Here is a 19,974-nt window from a genome sequence, read left to right on the forward strand (position 1 = left end):
CGCGCGAGGCGGACCGGCCCGTTCGTGGGACGCCGTGGGGTCAGGCGAGGTTCTCGATCACCAGCGCCATGCCCTGGCCGCCGCCGACGCACATCGTCTCGAGCCCGTAGCGGCCGCCGGTGCTGCGCAGGCCGTTCATCAGGGTCGTCGTGATGCGGGCGCCGGTCATGCCGAACGGGTGGCCCAGCGCGATCGCGCCGCCGTGCACGTTCAGCTTGGCCTCGTCGATGCCCAGGTCGCGGGCGCTGGGCAGCACCTGCGCGGCGAAGGCCTCGTTGATCTCGACCAGGTCGATGTCGTCGATGGTGAGCCCGGCGCGGCGCAGCGCCTGCTGGGAGGCCTCGACCGGGCCGTAGCCCATGATCTCCGGCGACAGCCCGGTGACACCGGTCGAGACGACCCGGGCCAGCGGCGTGACGCCGAGCTGCTCGGCCTTCGTGTCGGACATGATCACCAGGGCGGCGGCGCCGTCGTTGAGCGGGCACGCGTTGCCGGCGGTGATCCGGCCGTCCGGGCGGAAGACCGGCTTGAGCTGCGAGATCTTGTCGTAGGTGGTGCCGGGGCGGGGGCCGTCGTCGGTGTCGACGACCGTGCCGTCGGGCAGCGTCACCGGGGTGATCTCGCGCGCGAAGAAGCCGTCGGCGATGGCCTTCTCGGCGCGGTTCTGCGACTGCACCGCGAAGCGGTCCATGTCCTCGCGGGACACGTCCTTGTACCGCGCCAGGTTCTCCGCGGTCTGCCCCATGGAGATGTAGGCGTCCGGCAGGAGACTCTGGTCGCGCGGGTCGGTCCAGCTCTCGGCGCCCTTCTCCGCGGTCTCGGCGGTGCGGGTCTCGGCGTCGGCGAACAGCGGGTTGTGCGTGTCCGGCCAGGAGTCCGACGTGCCGCGGGAGAAGCGGGAGACGGTCTCGACGCCGGCGGAGACGAACACGTCGCCCTCACCGGCCTTGATCGCGTGCAGCGCCATCCGGGTCGTCTGCAGCGACGACGAGCAGTACCGGGTGATGGTGGTGCCGGGCAGCGAGTCGTGGCCGAGCTGGATCGCGACGATCCGGGCCAGGTTGTTGCCCTGCTCCCCACCGGGCAGGCCGCAGCCGAGCATCAGGTCGTCGATCTCGGCCGGGTCCAGCTGCGGGACCTGGCCCAGGGCGGCGCGGACCATCTGCACGGTCAGGTCGTCCGGGCGCATCCCGGCCAGGGAGCCCTTGTTGGCGCGGCCGATCGGGGACCGGGCCGCGGCGACGATCACGGCTTCGGGCATGGGACGTCCTCCTCCATCGCAGGTACCTCTCGATCAGACCCTACTCGTCGGTAACCGATGATCGGGAGACGGCGTGACGAAACCGTCAGGGGTCCGCGGCATGCTCCGGTCCATGACGTCGTGGGGAGACTTCCGGCGGGCCGAGCCCGCGTTCGCCGACCTGTCCGAGCGGATCCTGCGGCGGGGGATCGCGCTCGTGATCGCGACGCTGCGCGCCGACGGGGCACCGCGCGTCTCCGGGATCGAGGTGGTGCTGGACGACGCCGGCGGTGACACCGAGCTCTCCTTCGGGTCGATGCCGGGCGCCCGGAAGGGCTCCGACCTGCGGCGGGACCCGCGGTTCGCGCTGCACGCCGCACCGGCCGACCAGTCCGGCGGGGACCTCGGGGACGGCGACCTGAAGGTGTCGGGCCGGGCCGTGCTGCAGGGCCCGCTGTCCGGGCCGGTCACCGGGGACGCGTTCCGCGTCGATCTCACCGAGGTCGTCTGGACCGGGCTCAACGACGAGCGGAACCGTCTCGTGGTCCGCTGGTGGACCCCCGGTGGCGAGATGCAGGAGGTCGCGCGCGAGTGAGCGGTGCGAGGATGCGTGCATGCGCTACGTCGAGCACGTCGTCGACCTGGTCGGGAACACGCCCCTCGTCCGGCTGGGAGCGACGGCCCAGGGCATCGCCCCGCCGGTCCTGGCCAAGGTCGAGTACCTGAACCCCGGTGGATCGGTGAAGGACCGCATCGCCCTGCGGATGGTCGAGGCCGCCGAGGCCTCCGGTGAGCTGCGCCCGGGCGGCACGATCGTCGAGCCGACCTCGGGCAACACCGGGGTCGGGCTGGCGATGGTCGCCCAGCGCAAGGGCTACCACTGCGTCTTCGTGTGCCCGGACAAGGTCGGGGAGGACAAGCGCAACGTCCTCAAGGCCTACGGCGCCGAGGTCGTGGTGTGCCCGACGGCGGTCGACCCCGAGCACCCCGACTCCTACTACCGGACCTCCGACCGGCTGGTCCGCGAGATCGAAGGCGCCTGGAAGCCCAACCAGTACGCGAACCCGGCCAACCCCGAGTCGCACTACCACTCGACCGGCCCGGAGATCTGGGAGCAGACCGAGGGCCGGATCACCCACTTCGTGGCGGGGATCGGCACCGGCGGCACCATCTCGGGCATCGGGCGGTACCTCAAGGAGCAGTCGAACGGCGCCGTGCGGATCATCGGCGCGGACCCGGAGGGCTCGGTCTACTCCGGCGGCACCGGGCGCCCCTACCTGGTCGAGGGCGTCGGCGAGGACTTCTGGCCGACCACCTACGACCGCGACATCTGCGACGAGATCGTCGCCGTCTCCGACGCCGACTCCTTCGAGATGACCCGCCGTCTCGCCCGCGAGGAGGCGCTGCTCGTCGGCGGTTCCTGCGGGATGGCGACCGTCGCCGCCCTCCGGGTGGCCGCGACGCTGCCCGCGGACGCGGTGGTCGTCGTGCTGCTGCCCGACGGTGGCCGTGGCTACCTCGGCAAGGTCTTCAACGACCGCTGGATGGCCAGCTACGGCTTCCTCCCGCCGTCGCAGGGCGCGACCATCGGCGACGTGCTGCGGCGCAAGGACGGCGCGCTGCCCGCGCTGGTGCACGCCCACCCCAACGAGACCGTCGCCGACGCCGCGCTCTACCTGCGCGAGTTCGGTGTCTCCCAGATGCCGGTCGTCAAGGCGGAGCCGCCGGTCATGGCGGCCGAGGTCGCCGGGTCGGTCAGCGAGCGCGACCTGCTCGACGCGCTGTTCACCGGGCGGGCCAAGCTCTCGGACCGGCTCGAGGACCACATGTCCGAGCCGCTGCCGACCCTCGGCGCCGGCGAGTCGGTGCAGGACGCGATGGAGGCCTTCGCCAAGGCCGACGCCGCGCTGGTGCTGGAGGACGGCAAGCCCGCGGGCGTCGTCACCCGGTCCGACGTGATCGCCTTCCTCGGGGGCAACGCCTGACCCGGCCCGCACGGACGCCGGGAGTAGCCTCGGCGTCCATGCAGGGCTTCTCCACACGCGCGATCCACGCCGGCCAGGTCCCGGACCCGACGACCGGCGCGGTCACGACGTCGATCCACACCAGCTCGACCTACGCCCAGGACGGCGTCGGCGGGACCCGCGGGGGGTACGAGTACTCCCGCAGCGCCAACCCGACCCGGACCGTGCTGCAGGACCAGCTCGCCGCCCTGGAGGGCGGCCGGCACGCGCACGCGTTCGGCTCCGGGATGGGGGCGACGGACACGCTGCTGCGGATCCTGCTCAAGCCCGGTGACCACCTGGTCATCCCGCACGACGCCTACGGCGGCACGTTCCGGCTGGTGGACAAGGTGCTGTCCGGATTCGGTGTCGAGCACACCCCGGTCGACCTCGCCGACCACGACGCCCTGCGCGCGGCGCTGCGGCCCACGACCAGGGTCGTGTGGTGCGAGACCCCGACCAACCCGCTGCTCGGCATCGCCGACATCGCGGCGCTGGCCGGGGTGGCGCACTCCGCGGGCGCGCGGCTCGTCGTCGACAACACCTTCGCCTCGCCCTACCTGCAGACGCCGCTGGCGCTGGGCGCCGACGTCGTCGTGCACTCCACGACCAAGTACGTCGGCGGCCACTCCGACGTCGTCGGCGGTGCACTGGTCACCGACGACGACGCCCTGTCCGAGCAGATCGCCTTCGTCCAGAACTCCACCGGTTCGGTGCCCGGCCCGTTCGACGCGTGGCTGACCCTGCGCGGCGCGAAGACCCTCGCGGTGCGCATGGAGCGCCACTGCGACAACGCCGAGCGCGTCGCCGAGATGCTCTCCGCGCACCCCGCGGTGGCCTCGGTGCTCTACCCGGGCCTGCCCGGGCACCCCGGCCACGAGGTCGCGGCCAAGCAGATGCGCCGGTTCGGCGGGATGGTGTCGTTCCTCGCCGCGGGCGGGCGCGACGCGGCGCTGCGGATCTGTGCGGGCACCCGGCTGTTCACCCTCGCCGAGTCCCTCGGCGGAGTCGAGTCGCTGATCGAGCACCCGGGCGAGATGACCCACGCCTCGACCGCGGGGTCGATGCTCGAGGTGCCGGACTCGCTGGTCCGGCTGTCGGTCGGCATCGAGGACGCCGACGACCTGCTCGACGACCTGCGGGCCGCGCTCGACGCGGTCCGGTAGCGCCGCCGGGCGGGCTCAGCTGCGCGACTGCTCCGGCGACGGCGCGGGGGGCTGGACCACCGGCGGCGGCGGGATGACCAGGTCACCCGGGTCCACGCAGCCGCCGACCAGCGACCACGTGCCGTCGCCGCGGGCCTCGTAGCGGCCCGGGTCGGCGCAGCCCGCGTCGTGCACGGTCGCCACCGCGAGCGCGGCCAGACCGGCGGCCAGCAGCAGCGGTGCCGTCGTGCGCAGACGCGTCATTCGCGAGTCCCTCCCGACACCGGGCGCGCAGGAGACGTCACGCCCGGTGAGACACCGGCGAGGTTACCCGGGGCGGTGCGAGACTGCCGGGATGGCCGCCCCCGTCATCCCCCCGGTCACCGCCGACGACGTGCTCTCCGCCCGCGAACTGCTCTCCGGCGTCGTGCGCACCACGCCCGTCGCCGGTGCCCGCGCCTTGTCCGACCTGACCGGCTCCCGGGTCGTTCTGAAGTGCGAGAACCTGCAGCGCACGGGCTCGTTCAAGATCCGCGGTGCCTACACCCGCATCGCACGCCTCTCCGACGACGAACGTGCAGGCGGCGTCGTCGCGGCGTCGGCGGGCAACCACGCCCAGGGCGTCGCGCTCGCCGCACGGCTGCTGGGCGTGCGCGCCACCGTGTACATGCCCGAGCGGGCGGCCCTGCCCAAGGTCGACGCGACCCGCGGCTACGGCGCCGAGGTCGTGCTCACCGGCCGCACCGTCGACGAGGCCGTCACAGCCGCCACCGCGGCCGCCGAACGGTCGGGTGCGGTGTTCGTGCACCCCTTCGACCACCCCGACATCATCGCCGGCCAGGGCACCGTCGGCTGCGAGATCCTCGACCAGGTCCCCGACGCCGGCACCGTGCTGATCTCCGCGGGCGGCGGTGGGCTGCTCGGCGGGACCGCCGCGGTCCTGCGCGCCGCCCGCCCGGACGTCCGGATCGTCGGGGTGCAGGCCGCGGGTGCCGCGGCCTGGCCGTCGTCGCTGGCGGCCGGCGAGCCGATGCCGGTCGGCGGGATGCGCACGATGGCCGACGGGATCGCCGTCGGACGCCCGGGCGACGTGACGTTCGCCCAGGTCAGCAGCCTGATCGACGAGATGGTCACGGTGTCGGAGGACGCGTTGTCCGCGGCGCTGCTGCACTGCCTGGAGCGGGCGAAGATGCTCGTCGAGCCGGCCGGCGCCGCGTCCGTCGCCGCACTGATGGAGCAGCCCGACCGCTGGCCGGGGCCGGTCGTGTGCGTGCTGTCCGGCGGCAACGTCGACCCGCTCGTGCTGCTGCAGGTCATCCGGCACGGGCTGGTCGCCTCGTCCCGCTACCTCACGCTGCACCTGAGGATGCCCGACCGCCCCGGCGCGCTCGCCGAGCTCCTGGCCCGGGTCGGTCGGCTCGGGGCCAACGTCACCGACGTCGCGCACTCGCGGATCAGCGGCGCGCTCGCGGTGGGGGAGGTCGACGTCGAGCTCAGCGTGGAGACGCGGGGGCCCGAGCACCGCGACGCGATCGTCGCCGACCTGCGCGAGGCCGGGCACGCCGTCGCCACGCCCTGACCCGCCCCGGTCCGCTCCGACCGGCTCCGACACGCTCGACCGGCCCCGACACGCGAACGGGCCCGGCCGACCGGCCGGGCCCGTTCCGCGGGTGGTCGTGGGTCAGCCGGTGAAGGCCTCCACCGACACCAGCGTCACCTTCATGGTTCCGCCGTCGGGCAGCTGGTACTCGCGGGTGTCACCCGGCTTCGCGCCGAGCAGCGCCGCGCCGAGCGGGGAGTTCGGGGAGATGACCTGCAGGTCGCCGTGGCTGCCCTCCTCGCGGGAGCCGAGCAGGACCTTCTCGGTCTCGTCGTCGTCCTCGTAGCGGATCTCGAGGACGGTGCCGGGGGAGGCCTCGTCGGAGCTGGACGGCGCGGTGCCGACCTGGGCGGTGCGCAGCAGCTCCTGCAGCTGACGGATCCGGGCCTCCTGCTGGCCCTGCTCCTCGCGCGCCGCGTGGTAGCCGCCGTTCTCCTTCAGGTCGCCCTCCTCGCGGCGGGCGTTGATCTCCGCGGCGATGACGGGCCGGTTCTCGATCAACCCGTCCAGCTCGGCCTTCAGCCGGTCGTAGGCGTCCTGGGTCAGCCAGGTGGCCTGGGTGTCCGTCACCGTCATCAACTCCTCCAGGAAAACAGGACGTGTCGCCGCCGGGACGCCTGGCGCCCGGCGGGCACACGGGGGTGGCGGCTCCGAGCGGCACGCCCCGAGTAAGGAAAAACACGACCCGCCTGCGGGTCGTGTGGGGCTCACCTTACCACGGAGCGTGCCGCTCATCGCAGCCTTTCGGTGAACGGGCGCGTGTACCGGATAGTTCCCTGCCGAGGAATATTCGCAGGTAACGGGGTTGTCGGCGGCCGCACAGCCGCCCCGGTCGCGTCGGCGTCAACCGTCCGTCGCAGACGGGTGCCCCGGCGGGAACAGATGGTGCGGGTGACGGCGTTGCCGATGCCGGAGCCCGTGCTCGGCGCGGTTCCTGTCGGTCCCCTCTGCCAGGATCGTCCCTGAGCACGACCTCGCCGCCCGCCGCCGGCAGACCACCGGCGCGGGACCCGAGTCCGGTGACCGTGGAGGAACCCGCCCCGATGGCTACGCAGTACACCCCGTCCGCCCCGCGCCCGGTCCAGCCGCCGGCGCCCGGCGAGCGTCCCCGGTTGATGACGGTGCACGCCCACCCCGACGACGAGTCGTCGAAGGGCGCGGCGACCACCGCCCGGTACGCCGACGAGGGTCACGAGGTCATGGTCGTGACCTGCACCGGCGGTGAGCGGGGCAGCATCCTGAACCCCGCGATGGACCGGCCGGACGTCCTGGAGAACATGACCGCGGTCCGCAACGCCGAGATGGCGCGCGCCGCCGAGATCCTCGGTGTGCAGCACGTCTGGCTGGGCTTCGTCGACTCCGGCCTGCCCGAGGGCGACCCGAAGCCCCCGCTGCCCGAGGGCTGCTTCGCCCTGGGTGACGTCGAGGAGCAGACCGCGGCCCTGGTGAAGGTCATCCGCGAGTTCCGCCCGCACGTGATCGTCACCTACGACGAGAACGGCGGTTACCCGCACCCGGACCACATCCGCACCCACGTCATCTCAATGGCGGCCTGGGAGGCCGCGGGCGACCCGGCACGCTTCCCGGAGGCGGGGGCTCCGTGGCAGCCGATGAAGCTCTACTACGGCCACGGCTTCTCGAAGGCCCGGCTGGAGGCCTTCCACAACGCGATCGTCGAGTCCGGCCAGGAGTCGCCGTACGCGGAGTGGCTGGAGAACTGGAAGAGCGACCGGCCCGACCCCGGCACCCGGGTGACCACCAAGGTCCCGTGCTCGGACTGGTTCGGCCGGCGCGACGACGCGCTGCGCGCACACGCCACCCAGATCGACCCGGACAGCAGGTTCTTCTTCACCCCGCTCGAGGTGCAGGCCCGGGTGTGGCCCACCGAGGACTACGAGCTGGTCCAGTCCCTGGTCGACACCGAGGTCCCGGAGGACGACCTGTTCGCCGGCATCCCCGTCGAGGTCGGCGGGGAGCGCCGTCGCGCCGGATGAGGGCGCGCGGGCTCCGCGGGTAGCCTGGTCACCGGCCCGTCCCGCAGCTGCGGGGTGGTGCCGGTGATCCGGGAACCGGAGTACGGAGGCGCGTGGCGGTGCAGGTCGAGAACGTGACGGCTGTGGTGAACCAGGTCGTGACGGGGCTGCTCGTCCCGATGCAGGACCGGCCCCCGCCCCCCGGGCAGCTGCCCGAGTTCGGCAACGCGGCCCCCGCCGGCCTGGCGATCGTGCTGCTCCTGCTCCTCGCGACGGTCTTCCTCATCCGCAACATGAGCAAGCGGATCACCCGCCTCCCGGAGTCCTTCGACGGAGAGGACACCGCGACGGGCGGATCCGACCCGGCCGGGACCGCGACCGACCGCGGCGAGCCGGGACCGGCCCGCTCCTGAGCCGCCGACCCGCGCAGGCGCCGGGTCAGCGCAGCAGGGCCAGCCAGATCGCGACGTGGTGGCAGGCCCAGGCCAGCACCGTCGCGGCGTGGAAGAACTCGTGGTAGCCGAACGTCGCGGGCCACGGGTCGGGCCGCCGTAGCGCGTACATGACCGCGCCGACGGTGTAGAGGGCCCCGCCCGCGAGCAGCAGCACGAGCGCGGCCACGCCACCGCCGGCCAGCAGCCCGGGCAGCACGAACACCGCGACCCAGCCGAGCGCGACGTAGATCGGCACCCCGACCCAGGCCGGCGCGGTCGGCCAGGCGAGCTTGAGCGCGACCCCGGCGAGCGCCCCGCCCCAGACGACGGCGAGCACCCAGGTGGCGGTCACCGCGGGGAGCGCCAGCACCGAGACCGGCGTGTAGGTGCCCGCGATGAACAGGAAGATCATCGAGTGGTCGAGGCGCTTCATCAGCCGTCGCCGGGCCGGGTCGACCCAGGTGTGCCGGTGGTACAGCGCGCTGATCCCGAACAGGCCGAACGTGGTCAGCGTGTAGACGGCCGTGGCCGCGGCCGCGGAGGCCCCGACGAGCGCCCCCGCGACACTGATGAGCGCGGCGCACGCGAAGACGGAACCGACGAGGCTCCACAGGTGCAGCCAGCCCCGCAGACGGGGCTTGAGCGGTGCGGACGGGGCGATGCTCACGCACCCCGACGTTACGGGTCGCGACGGCGGGGGTCCCGTCCGGCGGACGAACGCCACACCCGGGACTAGGCTCCCTGTACGTGGCCCTCCGAGACCTGCTCTACACGGTGTACGAGCGCAGGATCCTGCGTCAGATCGCGGGGGCCGAGCAGCCCAGGCACGTGGCGCTCATCCTCGACGGCAACCGCCGCTGGGCGCGGGAGGCGGGTCTGGCCGACCCCGCGGAGGGGCACCGTGCCGGCGCCGCGAAGATCGCCGAGATGCTCGGCTGGTGCTCCGAGGCCGGCGTCGAGGTCGTCACGGTGTTCCTGCTGTCCACCGACAACCTGGACACCCGCTCCCCGGAGGAGCTCAAGGACCTCCTGGAGATCATCGCCGGGGTCGTCGACGACCTCTCCGGCCCGGACACCCCGTGGCGGCTGCGAGTCGTCGGCGCGATGGAGTTGCTGCCGGGCAGCCTGGCCGACCGGCTGACCGCGGCGGTCGCCCGTACCAGCGACCGCGGGGGCATCCAGCTGAACGTCGCCGTCGGCTACGGCGGCCGCCAGGAGATCGCCGACGCCGTCCGCAAGATGCTGCTGACCCAGGCGGAGGCGGGACGGACTATCGAGGAGCTCGCGGAGTCGCTCGACGTCGACCACATCGCGGAGCACCTCTACACCTCCGGACAGCCCGACCCGGACCTCGTCATCCGGACCAGCGGTGAGCAACGACTGTCGGGGTTCCTGCTGTGGCAGTCGGCCCATTCGGAGTTCTGGTTCTGCGAGGCCTACTGGCCCGAGTTCCGCCGCGTCGATTTCCTGCGGGCACTGCGCGACTTCGGCGCACGGCACCGACGTTTCGGCGGATGAATTCAGATCGACCGTAACCTCCGGACGACTCGCTCGTTATAGTTGTCCCGGAAACGGGGATCACGATCCCCGGAAACGGGAAAGGCCCCGGGAGCGGACTCCCGGGGCCTTCCGCGCGTCGGTGACGCGAGGTCTTACTTGCCACCGCCGTGGTGCTTGCCACCGTCGATGTCGACCTTGTCGCCGTTGTCGGCGGCGTTGGTGCAGTCGACGCTGTTGTCCGACTTGACGCCCGACTTGTTGTACGCCTCGCTGAACAGACCGCCCAGGGCACCCTGGACCAGGCTGTTGCCGTTGAGGGCGGTCCCGCAGGCCTGCGGCGAGACGTTGATGTTGTTGTTGGACAGGTTCACCAGGCCGGCGCTGTTCTTCTGCGCGACGCCCTCGGAGTCCTCGACGGTCGAGGCCTTGGCCTTGTTGCCGCTGAAGTAGCTCTCGTGGGACTTGGTGTTACCGCTGTCCTTGATGTGGGTGTCGCCACCGTGCTCACCCGCGAACGCGAGCGGGCTCAGCGCGACGAGCGACGCGGCGCCGGCCGCGGCAACGATTCCAGCCTTCTTCAGCACAGTCCGTCTCCTGTTAGTCGGAGAGCGCGCCCGACCAAGGTGCGCGACTCTCAGTACCTGTCGACGCTCGAACCGGGGAGCCCGCATCGACTGCGTGTCAATCTAACGGACGCTTTCGCGCTCGACAATCTGACCCTGCGTAATTCTTCGACGGAGTCGACGAATCATTCGTGTACCTGGGGATTCGTCGCCGCACTCGCAGCGCGGTCGGCGTGGCGTGCGGGCGTGTCGGCACTGCGGCGGACGGGGCAGTGCGGTGGGAGCCGTCCGGGGGAGGCGTACGGACAGTGCCGACGGCACCGGGATCCGGCTGTGCGGCCCGCCGCGCGGGTGGGCATCGCCTTCACGAGTTCGGCGCCGGCCGCGACGGTCGAGCCGGGTGGGTCTCGGAGGTGGGCCGTGCCGGAGGAGGGCTCAGGTCGGCGGGCGAACCCGGGGGGTGCCGCATGAGTCGAACCGGTGCGGGCGACCCGGTTCGGCTCCCGGCCCGGCCGCATGATCACCGGTTGTGGAGTCAGGCGTCCGCCACGCGGACGTTCCGCTCCACAACCGGTGATCATGGCGGCGTCGGGCGTCCGGCATCTCGCGCGAGGTCGTGAGCGCCGGACGTGGCGCGCACGGGCCGGGACGGCGGCGGTCGAGGCGGGGGCGGTCGACGCGAGGACTGTCGGGCGGCCGGGGCGGCCGCGACCGAGGCGGCCGGGGCGCCGGGGGTGACCGGGCGCGAGGCTGCTGGGACGTCGGGCGACCGGATCTGCCGCGACCGAGGGCCGCCGGGCGGCTGAGCGGCAGTCGCGTGCCGGGGGCGCCGGGAAGTCGGGCGGCCTCACGGCCGCCGGTGCGAAGGAGGTCGGGCGGCAGGAGGGTCGCCGGGCGCGGGTGTCGCCGCCGGGTGCGAGGGGAGGCAGGCTTCGTGTACGGAGCGTGGTCAGGAAGCCGAGGAATCGGAGTGGCGCCCGGAGGTGTCGACACGACGGGGTGAGCACGACCGTCGGTCCCTCGAAAACGATGACCCGGCGGAATCCCGGTCACCCGGGAGTGGGCACGGACCGGAACGCAAGAATGCCCCGGAGCAGAAGCTCCGGGGCATTCTCAGATCTGCGAGGAGATCAGCCGATCGAGTCGCCGGCGCCGGCCTCCTGGCCGCAGTTGTCCGACTGGTCGGTCGTCGAGTCGCCCGACTTGGCCTGGGCCTTGCCCAGGATACCCAGGGCGCCGGTGACGCCGTTGAGGGCGGAGGCGTCCTCGACCGGGACCTGCACGCCCAGCACGTTGACCGGGACGTTGTTGTTGCAGGCCTGGATCGGCACGTTGACGTTGTTGCCGTTCAGGCCGGCGATGAGGCCCTTGGCGTCCTTGTCGATGACGTTCTCGGCACCGTGGTGGTGGCCGCCCTTGTGGCCGTGGTCGCCGTCCTTGTCGCCGGCGAAGGCGAGCGGGGACAGGGCGAGCAGGGACGCGGCGGAGGCCGCAACCACGATTCCAGCCTTCTTCAGCACAGTTTTCTCCTGTTGAGTCTCGAGTCCGCCCGAAGCCGGTCTCACGCGTGCCGGCACGCTGACGAGGGGGAGCCCGTACCGACTGCGAGAAAAGCTACCGCTGTTATTCCTGCGAAACAAATCTCGTGACCCTATCGAGGTACACTTTCACTGACGGTTCCGATACTCCCCAAATAGGTTGTTCCGCTCCCGTGCGACCGAGCCGTCGCCGACCCGAACCGTGCACTCTGCGTGGCCGGGTACCTCCGAACGGACGCGTCACCGGCGGCCCTCGCCGTCGTTCCGCTCCGGGCCCGCCTACGCTCCGGGGATGGACCTGCTGCACGCGACGGCGGAGCTCGCGTCGCGGGTGGACCGGCTGCGGCCGGGTGTGCTGGACGGGCCGCCGCCGTACCCGTCGATCGCCCGGCGGGTGGCCGCGGAGCCGGTCGGGGACCCGGCGGCGCTGGTTGTCACGGCCGGGCGGCTGCGTGCGCAGGTCGCGGCGGCGGGACTCCCGGACGGTCGTCGCCGGTACCTGGACGCGCTGCTGGTCGCGCTGCGCTGCCGGGCCCGGCTGCTCGCCGGTGAGGACGTCGGCTACGTCGAGCAGGTCCGCGACCTGTTCGGAGTGCTCCCGCGCCGCAGCGAGCCGGACGAGCTGCACGAGGCGCACCGCAGGCTGGCGGCGGTGCTGCCCGGGCGCGGTCCGCTGGCCGCCCGGATGCGGGACCACCGGGCCGCCGACGTCGTCCCGGCGGAACGACTGGCCGCTGCGGTCACCGCCGTCGTCGCCGAGCTGCGCCGCCGCACCCACGACACGCTGGGGCTCCCGGACGGCGAGCACGCCGACGTCGACCTCGTCGGCGCCCGGCCCTGGACGGCGTTCACCCGCTACCGCGGCGGCCTGCGCAGCCGGATCTCGGTCGCGACGACCGGTCGGGTGCGGGCCGGCTCGCTGCTGCCGCTGCTCGCCCACGAGGTCTATCCCGGTCACCACCTGCAGTACTGCCGGGCCGAGGTCGCGTCGGCGCGGTACCCGGAGCTGGCGCTGCGGCTGGTCCACAGCCCGCAGGGGCTGGTCGCGGAGGGGGCGGCGGAGGCCGCCGTCGCCGTGGTGCCCGGCCCCGGCTGGGGCGCGGTCGCCGAACGCGTCCTCGCGGGCGCGGGCGTGCGCCTCGACGGCCCGGCGGCCGAGCGGATCGAACGGGAGCTGGACCTGCTGGGCCGGGTCCGGCTCGACGCCGCCCTCATGCGGCACGTCGACGGCGCCGGCCCCGACGCGGTGCTCGCCCACCTCGCACGCTGGCTGCTGGTCGACGACGACCGGGCGCGGCGCATGCTCGACTTCCTCGACCATCCCCAGTGGCGCACCTACCCGGTCACCTACGCCGAGGGCGGCCCGCTCGTGCGCGCCCGGCTCGCCAGCGCCCCGGAGGGCCCCGCCGCCGCGCTGGCGACGCTGCTCGACACCCCGGTCCTGCCGTCGGATCTGGTCACCGACGGTGGCGCCGCGCACGGTCCGGAACGCGGTGGACCGACCGCCGCCGCGGTCGGGGTACTCCGTCCGCCGCACCTCGGCTGAGCCGAACGGCCCGCCACCGAACGAGGTGCCGTTACCCGATCCGACGTCGGACGGTACCGATCACACGATGAACGGCACGTTACGACTGTTCCATCAGGGGTCAACGTAGCGATCGGACGGAGAGTTGCTATTGACCGCACGAGGGTGACCACTAGTAGCGTCCATGACGACGGGCTGTACCCGATGCGGCCCGTTCGGGAGGCCCTGGAGTGGTGTCACACGCACCCGAGAGGGCCGGCACCCGGCCCTTGCGGGCGTGCCGGCCGGAGGACCGCCATGGTCCCTCCGCGTCGTCGCGGCCCGCACCGGGGCCGGCCGGCCCGACGCAGAGCAGGCGCGGTGCCGCGCCTGCGAGGGAGCACCCGTGACCGATCGTCGTCCCGCCCTCACCGACCCGACCTCCGCACCCCAGGGGTCCGTCGGGGACGCACCGGCAGGTACCACCCGCTGCTATGTGCTCGACACGTCCGTGCTGCTGTCCGACCCCTGGTCGCTGCAGCGCTTCGACGAGCACCAGGTCGTCCTGCCGCTCGTCGTCATCAGTGAGCTGGAGGCCAAGCGTCACCACCCCGAGCTGGGCTGGTTCGCCCGGACCGCGCTGCGCCAGCTCGACGAGCTGCGCGTCAAGCACGGCCGTCTCGACGCCCCCGTGCCGATCGGCGAGTCCGGCGGCACGTTGCACGTCGAGCTGAACCACTCCGACCCCACGGTCCTGCCGGCCGGGTTCCGCACCGACTCGAACGACTCGCGGATCCTGGCCTGTGCGCTGAACCTCAAGGCGGACCCGGCAGCGCCGGCGGACGTCACGCTGGTCACCAAGGACATGCCGTTGCGGGTCAAGGCCGCCGCGGTCGGTCTGGACGCCGACGAGTACCACGGCCAGGACGTGCTGTTCTCGGGCTGGACCGGCATGACCGACCTGGAGGTGACCCCCGAGGACGTCGACGCGTTGTTCCGCGACGGCGTCATCGACCACGACGAGGCCCGCGACCTGCCCTGCAACACGGGGTTGCGGCTCGTGGGGGCGTCGAACGCGCTCGGGCGGGTCACCGCGGACAAGCGGGTCAAGCTGGTGCGCGGGGACCGGGAGGCGTTCGGGCTGCACGGCCGTTCCGCCGAGCAGCGGATCGCGCTGGACCTCCTGCTGGACAACGAGGTCGGGATCGTCTCCCTCGGCGGCCGGGCCGGGACGGGCAAGTCGGCGCTCGCGCTGTGCGCCGGCCTGGAGGCGGTGCTGGAACGACGCCAGCACCGCAAGATCGTCGTCTTCCGGCCGCTCTACGCCGTCGGCGGGCAGGACCTCGGCTACCTGCCCGGCAGCGAGGTCGAGAAGATGCAGCCCTGGGCGCAGGCCGTCTTCGACACCCTGGGCGCGATGGTCAGCCAGGACGTCATCGACGAGGTCATCGCCCGCGGGCTGCTGGAGGTCCTGCCGCTGACCCACATCCGCGGCCGGTCGCTGCACGACACCTTCGTGATCGTCGACGAGGCGCAGTCGCTGGAGCGCAACGTGCTCCTCACCGTGCTGTCCCGGCTCGGGACGGCGTCGCGCGTCGTGCTCACCCACGACGTCGCGCAGCGGGACAACCTGCGCGTCGGGCGGCACGACGGTGTCAACGCCGTCATCGAGAAGCTCAAGGGCCACCCGCTGTTCGCGCACGTCACGCTGACCCGCAGCGAGCGCTCGCCGATCGCCGCGCTGGTCACGGAGATGCTGGAGGGACCGAACTCCTGAGGTCCCGGGCGCGGCCCCCGTCCGCAGCCGCGGACGGGGGCCGTGTGCTCAGTCGAACAGGTCCGGGTCGGTACGGACGACCTCGTCCCACAGCGGCTGGTAGGAGAACCAGCCGGCGTAGGGGGTACCGGTCTGCTCGGCGGTGAACCGCGCGTTGACGTGGTCGACGAGCGTCGGCGTCCCCGCGGCCTCGGCGAGCAGCTGCGCCTGGCAGTTGCGCTCGGTCGAGATGAACCACCAGGCGGCCTCGGCGACGGTCTCGCCGACGGAGAAGATCCCGTGGTTCTGGTGGAACACCATCTTCCGGCCGGTCAGTCCGCGGGCCAGCGCCCGGCCCGCCTCCGGGTCGAGCACGACCGCGCCCGCCCCCTCGTGGACGACGCCGTGGTTCTCGTAGAGGGCGCAGGCGTCCTGGGTGATGGGGTCCAGCGGGCGGCCCAGCGACGACCACGCCTTGCCGTACACCGAGTGGGCGTGGGCGGCCGCGACGACGTGCGGGTGCTCGGCGTGCACCGCCGAGTGGATGACGAACCCGGCCTGGTTCACCGGGCGGTTCCCGTGCCGGACCGTGCCGTGGTGGTCGACCATGATCAGGTCCGAGACCCGGATGTGCCGGAAGCTCATGCCGAACGGGTTGACCCAGAACATCTCCGGGTCCTCCGGGTCGCGCACCGTGATGTGCCCGGCGACGCCCTCCCCGAAGCCGAACCGGCCGAAGATCCGGAACGCGCCGGCGAGCTGCTGCTTGCGGTGCAGCCGTTCCTCGGCCGAGGTGGCGAACGTCGGTGGCGTGGGCAGACCGCCGGTACCACCGCCGCCGAGAGCGGCGGTACCGGAGCTGCTGGTGGTGGTGGTGTCCTGCGTGGGGGCGGCCATGACCCGACCGTGCGCCGGATCACGCCCCGGTCAAGCGGTGGGTCAGAGGCCGTGCGGGGTGCCCTCGGTGAACCCCGCGGTGGTCTGCACCCCGACGACGGACCGCTCGTGCAGCTCGTCGACCGAGCGCGCGCCGGCGTAGGTGCACGCGGAGCGGACGCCCGAGCAGATCTCGTCGAGCACGTCCTCCACGCCCGGCCGGTCCGGGTCCAGCCGCTGGCGCGAGGACGAGATGCCCTCCTCGAACAGCGACTTGCGGGCCCGGTCGAACGCGTTGTCCCCGCGGGTACGGGCGCCGACCGCGCGCTTGGACGCCATCCCGAACGACTCCTTGTACGCGCGGCCGTGCTCGTCGCGCAGCAGGTCGCCGGGGGACTCGTAGGTGCCCGCCAGCCAGGAGCCGATCATCACCGAGGCCGCGCCCGCGGCGAGGGCGAGGGCCACGTCGCGCGGGTGGCGCACCCCGCCGTCGGCCCAGACGACGGCGCCGCGCTCGCGGGCCGCGGCGGCGCACTCGGCGACCGCGGAGAACTGCGGGCGCCCGACGCCGGTCATCATCCGGGTCGTGCACATGGCGCCGGGGCCGACGCCGACCTTGACGATGTCGGCGCCCGCGTCGACCAGATCGGCGACGCCCTCGGCGGTGACCACGTTGCCGGCGGCGACCGGGACCGCGGCTCCGGCCTGGTCGACCACACGGCGGACCGCGCCGAGCGCGTCGAGCATCTTCTCCTGGTGGCCGTGCGCGGTGTCGACGACGAGCACGTCCACACCGGCGTCGAGCAGGGCCTTCGCCTTCACCGCGACGTCGCCGTTGATACCGATCGCGGCCGCGGTGCGCAGCCGGCCCGCGCCGTCGAGGGCGGGGGAGTAGATCCCGGCCCGGATCGCGCCGAGCGGGGTGAGCAGGCCCGCGAGGCGGCCGTCGCCGTCGAGGCCGAGCGCCACCGCCTTCCGGCCGGCGTCGAGCTGCTCGAACACCTCGCGCGGCTCGGTGCCCAGCGGCAGCGCCAGCGGGTCCGGATCGAGGACTTCGGCGAGCCGGGTGAAGCGGTCCACCCCCGCGCAGTGCGCCTCGGACACGGTCCCGACCGGGCGGCCGCCGTCGTCGACGACCACGACGGCGTCGTGAGCCCGCTTGGGCAGCAGGTTCAGCGCGTCGGCCACCGCGTCGGAGGTACGCAGCACCAGCGGGGTGTCCCACACCGGGTGCCGGGACTTGATCCAGGACACGATCCCGGCGACGGCGTCGGTCGCCACGTCCTGCGGCAGCACCGTCAGCGCGCCGCGGCGGGCGAGGGTCTCGGCCATCCGGCGGCCGGCGACGGCGGTCATGTTCGCGGCGACGACCGGGACCGTGGCCCCGGAGCGGTCCGGGGCGGTGAGGTCCACGTCGAACCGGGACGTCACCGTGGAACGGCGCGGGACGAGGAAGACGTCGTCGTAGGTGAGGTCGTGCTCGGGCCGGCGGTCGTCGAGGAAGCGCACGGTATCGGGACTGTACGCCCCCGGCCGCCTCGTCACGTGCCCGTCACGTGTCGACAACCGTCGGGCAACCACGGATGCCTACCGTCGGGTACATGCCGGTGCCGTCGCCGAACCCCCGTGTGCGTGCTGCCGACGTACGCCGGCTCCGGGACCTGCTGCGCATCGCCGTGGCCGGGCGCGGGCGCCCCGGGGACCTGCTCCCCGGCGAGGACGAGCTGATGGTCGGCCACGGTGTACCGCGCAGCGCCGTCCGTGCCGCGCTGGGGCTGCTCCGCGAGGAGGGGCTGCTGCGGCCCGGGCCGACCGCGCACCGGATCGTCGCCCGCCCGCACTACCCCGGCCGGACCGCCGTCACGGGCACGGGCGCCCGGGTCCCGCGCTGGCTGGAACGCACCGGGATCGCCGCGCCCGACGTGCTCGCCGACTGGCTCGGCGTGCCGGTCGGGGCACCGTGCCTGCGCACCGAGTGCGTCTCGGCCACGGCCGGTGGCGGCGCGGTGCTGGAGACCCACTACGTGACGACCACGGCCGCGGCGCGGCTGCTCGCGGTGCCCGGGACCGGCCCCTTCGACCGGCAGCTGTGCGAGGCCGGGCTGCGCCCGGCGTCGGCGGGCACCCGCTCCGGGCCGGTGCCGGCCGACCCGGACTCCGCGGCGCTGCTCGGTGTCGCCGCCGGCACGCCGCTGCTGGGCGCCGAACGGACCCTGACCGGTGACGACGGCCGCGTCCTCGCGGTCAGCGTGCTGCGTGCCGACCCGGCCGGGTCGGTGCCCGCGGCCCGCGACGGCGCCGCGGCCGCTCAGCCCGACAGCAGCGCCCGCACCGCGTCGAGCGAGTCGGCCTCGGCCGGGGTCTTGTCCGGGCGGTAGCGCAGCACCCGGGCGAAGCGCAGCGCGACCCCGCCCGGGTAGCGGGTGCTGCGCTGCGCGCCGTCGAGCGCGATCTCGACGACGAGCTCGGGTCGCAGATGCACCACGCCCGGCTCGCGCGCCGTCTCGTACTCCGGGAAGGTCGCGGTCTGCCAGGCCAGCAGCTCGTCGGTCATCCCCTTGAACGTCTTGCCGACCATCACCGGCTCCCCGCCGTCCGGGTCGCGGGCGCCGAGGTGGATGTTCGACAGCGACCCGGTCCGCCGCCCGTAGCCCCACTCGGCGCCCAGCACCACCAGGTCCAGTGTGTGCACCGGCTTCACCTTCTGCCATGCCCTGCCGCGCCGCCCGGCCGCGTACGGCGCGGCCAGGTCCTTCACGACGACGCCCTCGTGCCCCGCCGACAGCGCCTCGGACAGGACCGCGGCCGCCTGCTCCGGCGACGGCCGCCGCACCCCCGGCATCCGCAGCGCGGCGTGGGTGTCCGCGGCGAGCAGCCCGGCGAGCGCGTCGAGCCGGACCTCGGCGGGCTCGTCGACCAGGTCACGGCCGTCGAGGTGGAGCAGGTCGAAGAAGAACGGCGACAACAGGACGTCCGGTACCCGCTCCTCGGTGCCGAACCGGCTCATCGTGTCCTGGAACGGGCGGGGGCGGCCGTCGTCGTCGAGGGCGAGGGTCTCGCCGTCGAGCACCGCGGTGTCGCACGGCATCCCCCGCACCAGCTCCACCAGCTCGGGCACGCGAGCGGTGATCTCGCGCAGCGTGCGCGTCCACACCCGCACCTCGTCGCCGCGGCGGTGCACCTGGATGCGGGCGCCGTCGAGCTTGTGCTCGACGGTGACGTCGGTGCCGAGCCCGGCCAGCGCGGCGTCGAGCGAGTCGCCGGGGGAGGCGAGCATCGGCCGGACCGGCCTGCCCACCTCCAGCCCGACCGCGGCGAGCGCGTCCTGCCCGCCGGTCAGCGCGGTGGCCGCGGTCTCCGGCAGCCGGCCGGACAGCATGAACGCGCGGCGCACCGCGGCCGCGGCCACCCCGGAGGCGGCGGCGACGGCGTCCACCATCAGCCCCTCCAGCGCGCCCTGGCGCAGCTCGCCGGTGAGCAGACGGTGCAGGAAGCGCTGCTCCTCGGTGGTCGCGGCGCCGTACAGCTCGGTGAGCAGCTCGCGGCGCCGGGCCGCCGAGCCGGTCCCCGCGGTGCCGGCCAGCTCGTCGAGCAGTGCGTCGACCTGCTCCACCGTCAGCGACGGCTCCGCCGCGGCCGGCACGTCGACGCCCGACAGCGTCCGCCAGCCGGTCCCGATCCGGCCCTGCCGGGGCACCCCGGACAGCCAGGCGACGACCGGCACGACCTCGGCCGGCGCGGCGGTGCGCAGCAGCCCGGCGAGCGCGGCGGTCTTCTCCTTGCGCGCGCGGGTCGCCCCGACCGCGGCCGAGGTGGTGACGACGTCGGTGAACAGCACCGGG

Annotated in this window: 19 protein-coding genes; 10 read left to right on the forward strand and 9 right to left on the reverse strand. The window is 73.6% G+C overall.

The features are described 5' to 3' along the window. Positions 1-40: 40 nt before the first annotated feature. A complete protein-coding gene (locus ZF1_RS04790) occupies positions 41-1,261 on the reverse strand; it encodes an acetyl-CoA C-acetyltransferase (protein ID WP_482636590.1) in 1,221 nt (406 codons plus the stop codon). A 112-nt stretch (positions 1,262-1,373) separates the two neighbouring features. On the opposite strand from ZF1_RS04790, the gene ZF1_RS04795 reads away from it, so the two are divergent. The 3 genes from ZF1_RS04795 to ZF1_RS04805 are packed head-to-tail and all read left to right on the forward strand — an operon-like array spanning position 1,374 to position 4,409. After that, a complete protein-coding gene (locus ZF1_RS04795) occupies positions 1,374-1,835 on the forward strand; it encodes a pyridoxamine 5'-phosphate oxidase family protein (protein WP_482636591.1) in 462 nt (153 codons plus the stop codon). Between the two features lie 19 nt (positions 1,836-1,854). Beyond that, on the forward strand, positions 1,855-3,225 hold the full coding sequence (locus ZF1_RS04800; RefSeq protein ID WP_482636592.1) for a cystathionine beta-synthase: 1,371 nt from the start codon (positions 1,855-1,857) through the stop codon (positions 3,223-3,225). A 38-nt stretch (positions 3,226-3,263) separates the two neighbouring features. Next, positions 3,264-4,409: a cystathionine gamma-synthase gene (locus tag ZF1_RS04805; protein WP_251785810.1), complete on the forward strand. Its 1,146-nt coding sequence runs from the start codon at positions 3,264-3,266 to the stop codon at positions 4,407-4,409. A 15-nt stretch (positions 4,410-4,424) separates the two neighbouring features. On the opposite strand, the gene ZF1_RS04810 is transcribed toward ZF1_RS04805, so the two are convergent. Then, entirely contained in the window at positions 4,425-4,652 is a 228-nt protein-coding gene (locus ZF1_RS04810; RefSeq protein WP_073577681.1) for a hypothetical protein, read from the reverse strand. A gap of 91 nt (positions 4,653-4,743) precedes the next feature. Here ZF1_RS04810 and ilvA point away from each other — a divergent pair, with 91 nt between their 5' ends. Continuing rightward, entirely contained in the window at positions 4,744-5,967 is a 1,224-nt protein-coding gene (gene ilvA / locus ZF1_RS04815) for a threonine ammonia-lyase (RefSeq protein WP_346108033.1), read from the forward strand. Between the two features lie 102 nt (positions 5,968-6,069). Here the strand turns inward: ilvA and greA are convergent, their stop codons facing one another. Further along, positions 6,070-6,558, reverse strand: a complete 489-nt coding sequence (gene greA, locus ZF1_RS04820) for a transcription elongation factor GreA (RefSeq protein ID WP_174525543.1) — start codon at positions 6,556-6,558, stop codon at positions 6,070-6,072. A gap of 473 nt (positions 6,559-7,031) precedes the next feature. On the opposite strand from greA, the gene mca reads away from it, so the two are divergent. Together mca and ZF1_RS04830 are read left to right on the forward strand one after the other, a co-directional pair. Then, positions 7,032-7,982, forward strand: coding sequence for a mycothiol conjugate amidase Mca (gene mca / locus ZF1_RS04825; RefSeq protein ID WP_405419297.1), 951 nt, complete (start codon positions 7,032-7,034; stop codon positions 7,980-7,982). 92 nt (positions 7,983-8,074) lie between these two features. Beyond that, on the forward strand, positions 8,075-8,374 hold the full coding sequence (locus tag ZF1_RS04830; protein WP_405419295.1) for a hypothetical protein: 300 nt from the start codon (positions 8,075-8,077) through the stop codon (positions 8,372-8,374). Positions 8,375-8,399: 25 nt separating this feature from the next. On the opposite strand, the gene trhA is transcribed toward ZF1_RS04830, so the two are convergent. After that, a complete protein-coding gene (gene trhA, locus ZF1_RS04835) occupies positions 8,400-9,062 on the reverse strand; it encodes a PAQR family membrane homeostasis protein TrhA (RefSeq protein ID WP_482636593.1) in 663 nt (220 codons plus the stop codon). An 80-nt stretch (positions 9,063-9,142) separates the two neighbouring features. Between trhA and ZF1_RS04840 the strand changes: the two genes are divergently transcribed. Then, positions 9,143-9,913 carry an isoprenyl transferase gene (locus tag ZF1_RS04840; protein ID WP_482636594.1) on the forward strand — a complete coding sequence of 257 codons (771 nt, stop codon included), beginning with the start codon at positions 9,143-9,145 and terminating at the stop codon, positions 9,911-9,913. Positions 9,914-10,047: 134 nt separating this feature from the next. Here ZF1_RS04840 and ZF1_RS04845 read toward each other — a convergent pair whose 3' ends face one another. Further along, complete coding sequence (locus ZF1_RS04845; RefSeq protein ID WP_062400354.1) at positions 10,048-10,479, reverse strand: hypothetical protein; 432 nt, start codon at positions 10,477-10,479, stop codon at positions 10,048-10,050. 1,109 nt (positions 10,480-11,588) lie between these two features. Continuing rightward, on the reverse strand, positions 11,589-11,978 hold the full coding sequence (locus ZF1_RS04850) for a hypothetical protein (protein ID WP_208818823.1): 390 nt from the start codon (positions 11,976-11,978) through the stop codon (positions 11,589-11,591). A 310-nt stretch (positions 11,979-12,288) separates the two neighbouring features. On the opposite strand from ZF1_RS04850, the gene ZF1_RS04855 reads away from it, so the two are divergent. Beyond that, positions 12,289-13,542 carry a DUF885 domain-containing protein gene (locus tag ZF1_RS04855; RefSeq protein WP_476653863.1) on the forward strand — a complete coding sequence of 418 codons (1,254 nt, stop codon included), beginning with the start codon at positions 12,289-12,291 and terminating at the stop codon, positions 13,540-13,542. 454 nt (positions 13,543-13,996) lie between these two features. After that, entirely contained in the window at positions 13,997-15,277 is a 1,281-nt protein-coding gene (phoH2, locus tag ZF1_RS04860; RefSeq protein ID WP_062400360.1) for an RNA 5'-3' helicase PhoH2, read from the forward strand. Between the two features lie 48 nt (positions 15,278-15,325). On the opposite strand, the gene ZF1_RS04865 is transcribed toward phoH2, so the two are convergent. Further along, positions 15,326-16,153 carry a class II aldolase/adducin family protein gene (locus ZF1_RS04865; protein WP_476653864.1) on the reverse strand — a complete coding sequence of 276 codons (828 nt, stop codon included), beginning with the start codon at positions 16,151-16,153 and terminating at the stop codon, positions 15,326-15,328. A 42-nt stretch (positions 16,154-16,195) separates the two neighbouring features. Then, on the reverse strand, positions 16,196-17,641 hold the full coding sequence (locus tag ZF1_RS04870) for a GuaB1 family IMP dehydrogenase-related protein (protein WP_208818826.1): 1,446 nt from the start codon (positions 17,639-17,641) through the stop codon (positions 16,196-16,198). Positions 17,642-17,733: 92 nt separating this feature from the next. On the opposite strand from ZF1_RS04870, the gene ZF1_RS04875 reads away from it, so the two are divergent. Beyond that, positions 17,734-18,510, forward strand: coding sequence for a UTRA domain-containing protein (locus tag ZF1_RS04875; protein ID WP_482636595.1), 777 nt, complete (start codon positions 17,734-17,736; stop codon positions 18,508-18,510). Here ZF1_RS04875 and ZF1_RS04880 read toward each other — a convergent pair. Continuing rightward, positions 18,441-19,970, reverse strand: coding sequence for an ATP-dependent DNA ligase (locus ZF1_RS04880; protein ID WP_482636596.1), 1,530 nt, complete (start codon positions 19,968-19,970; stop codon positions 18,441-18,443). The two genes, ZF1_RS04875 and ZF1_RS04880, sit on opposite strands and share 70 nt — an antisense overlap. Positions 19,971-19,974 lie beyond the last annotated feature (4 nt).

The sequence above is a fragment of the Pseudonocardia sp. ZF1 genome (assembly GCF_056835605.1).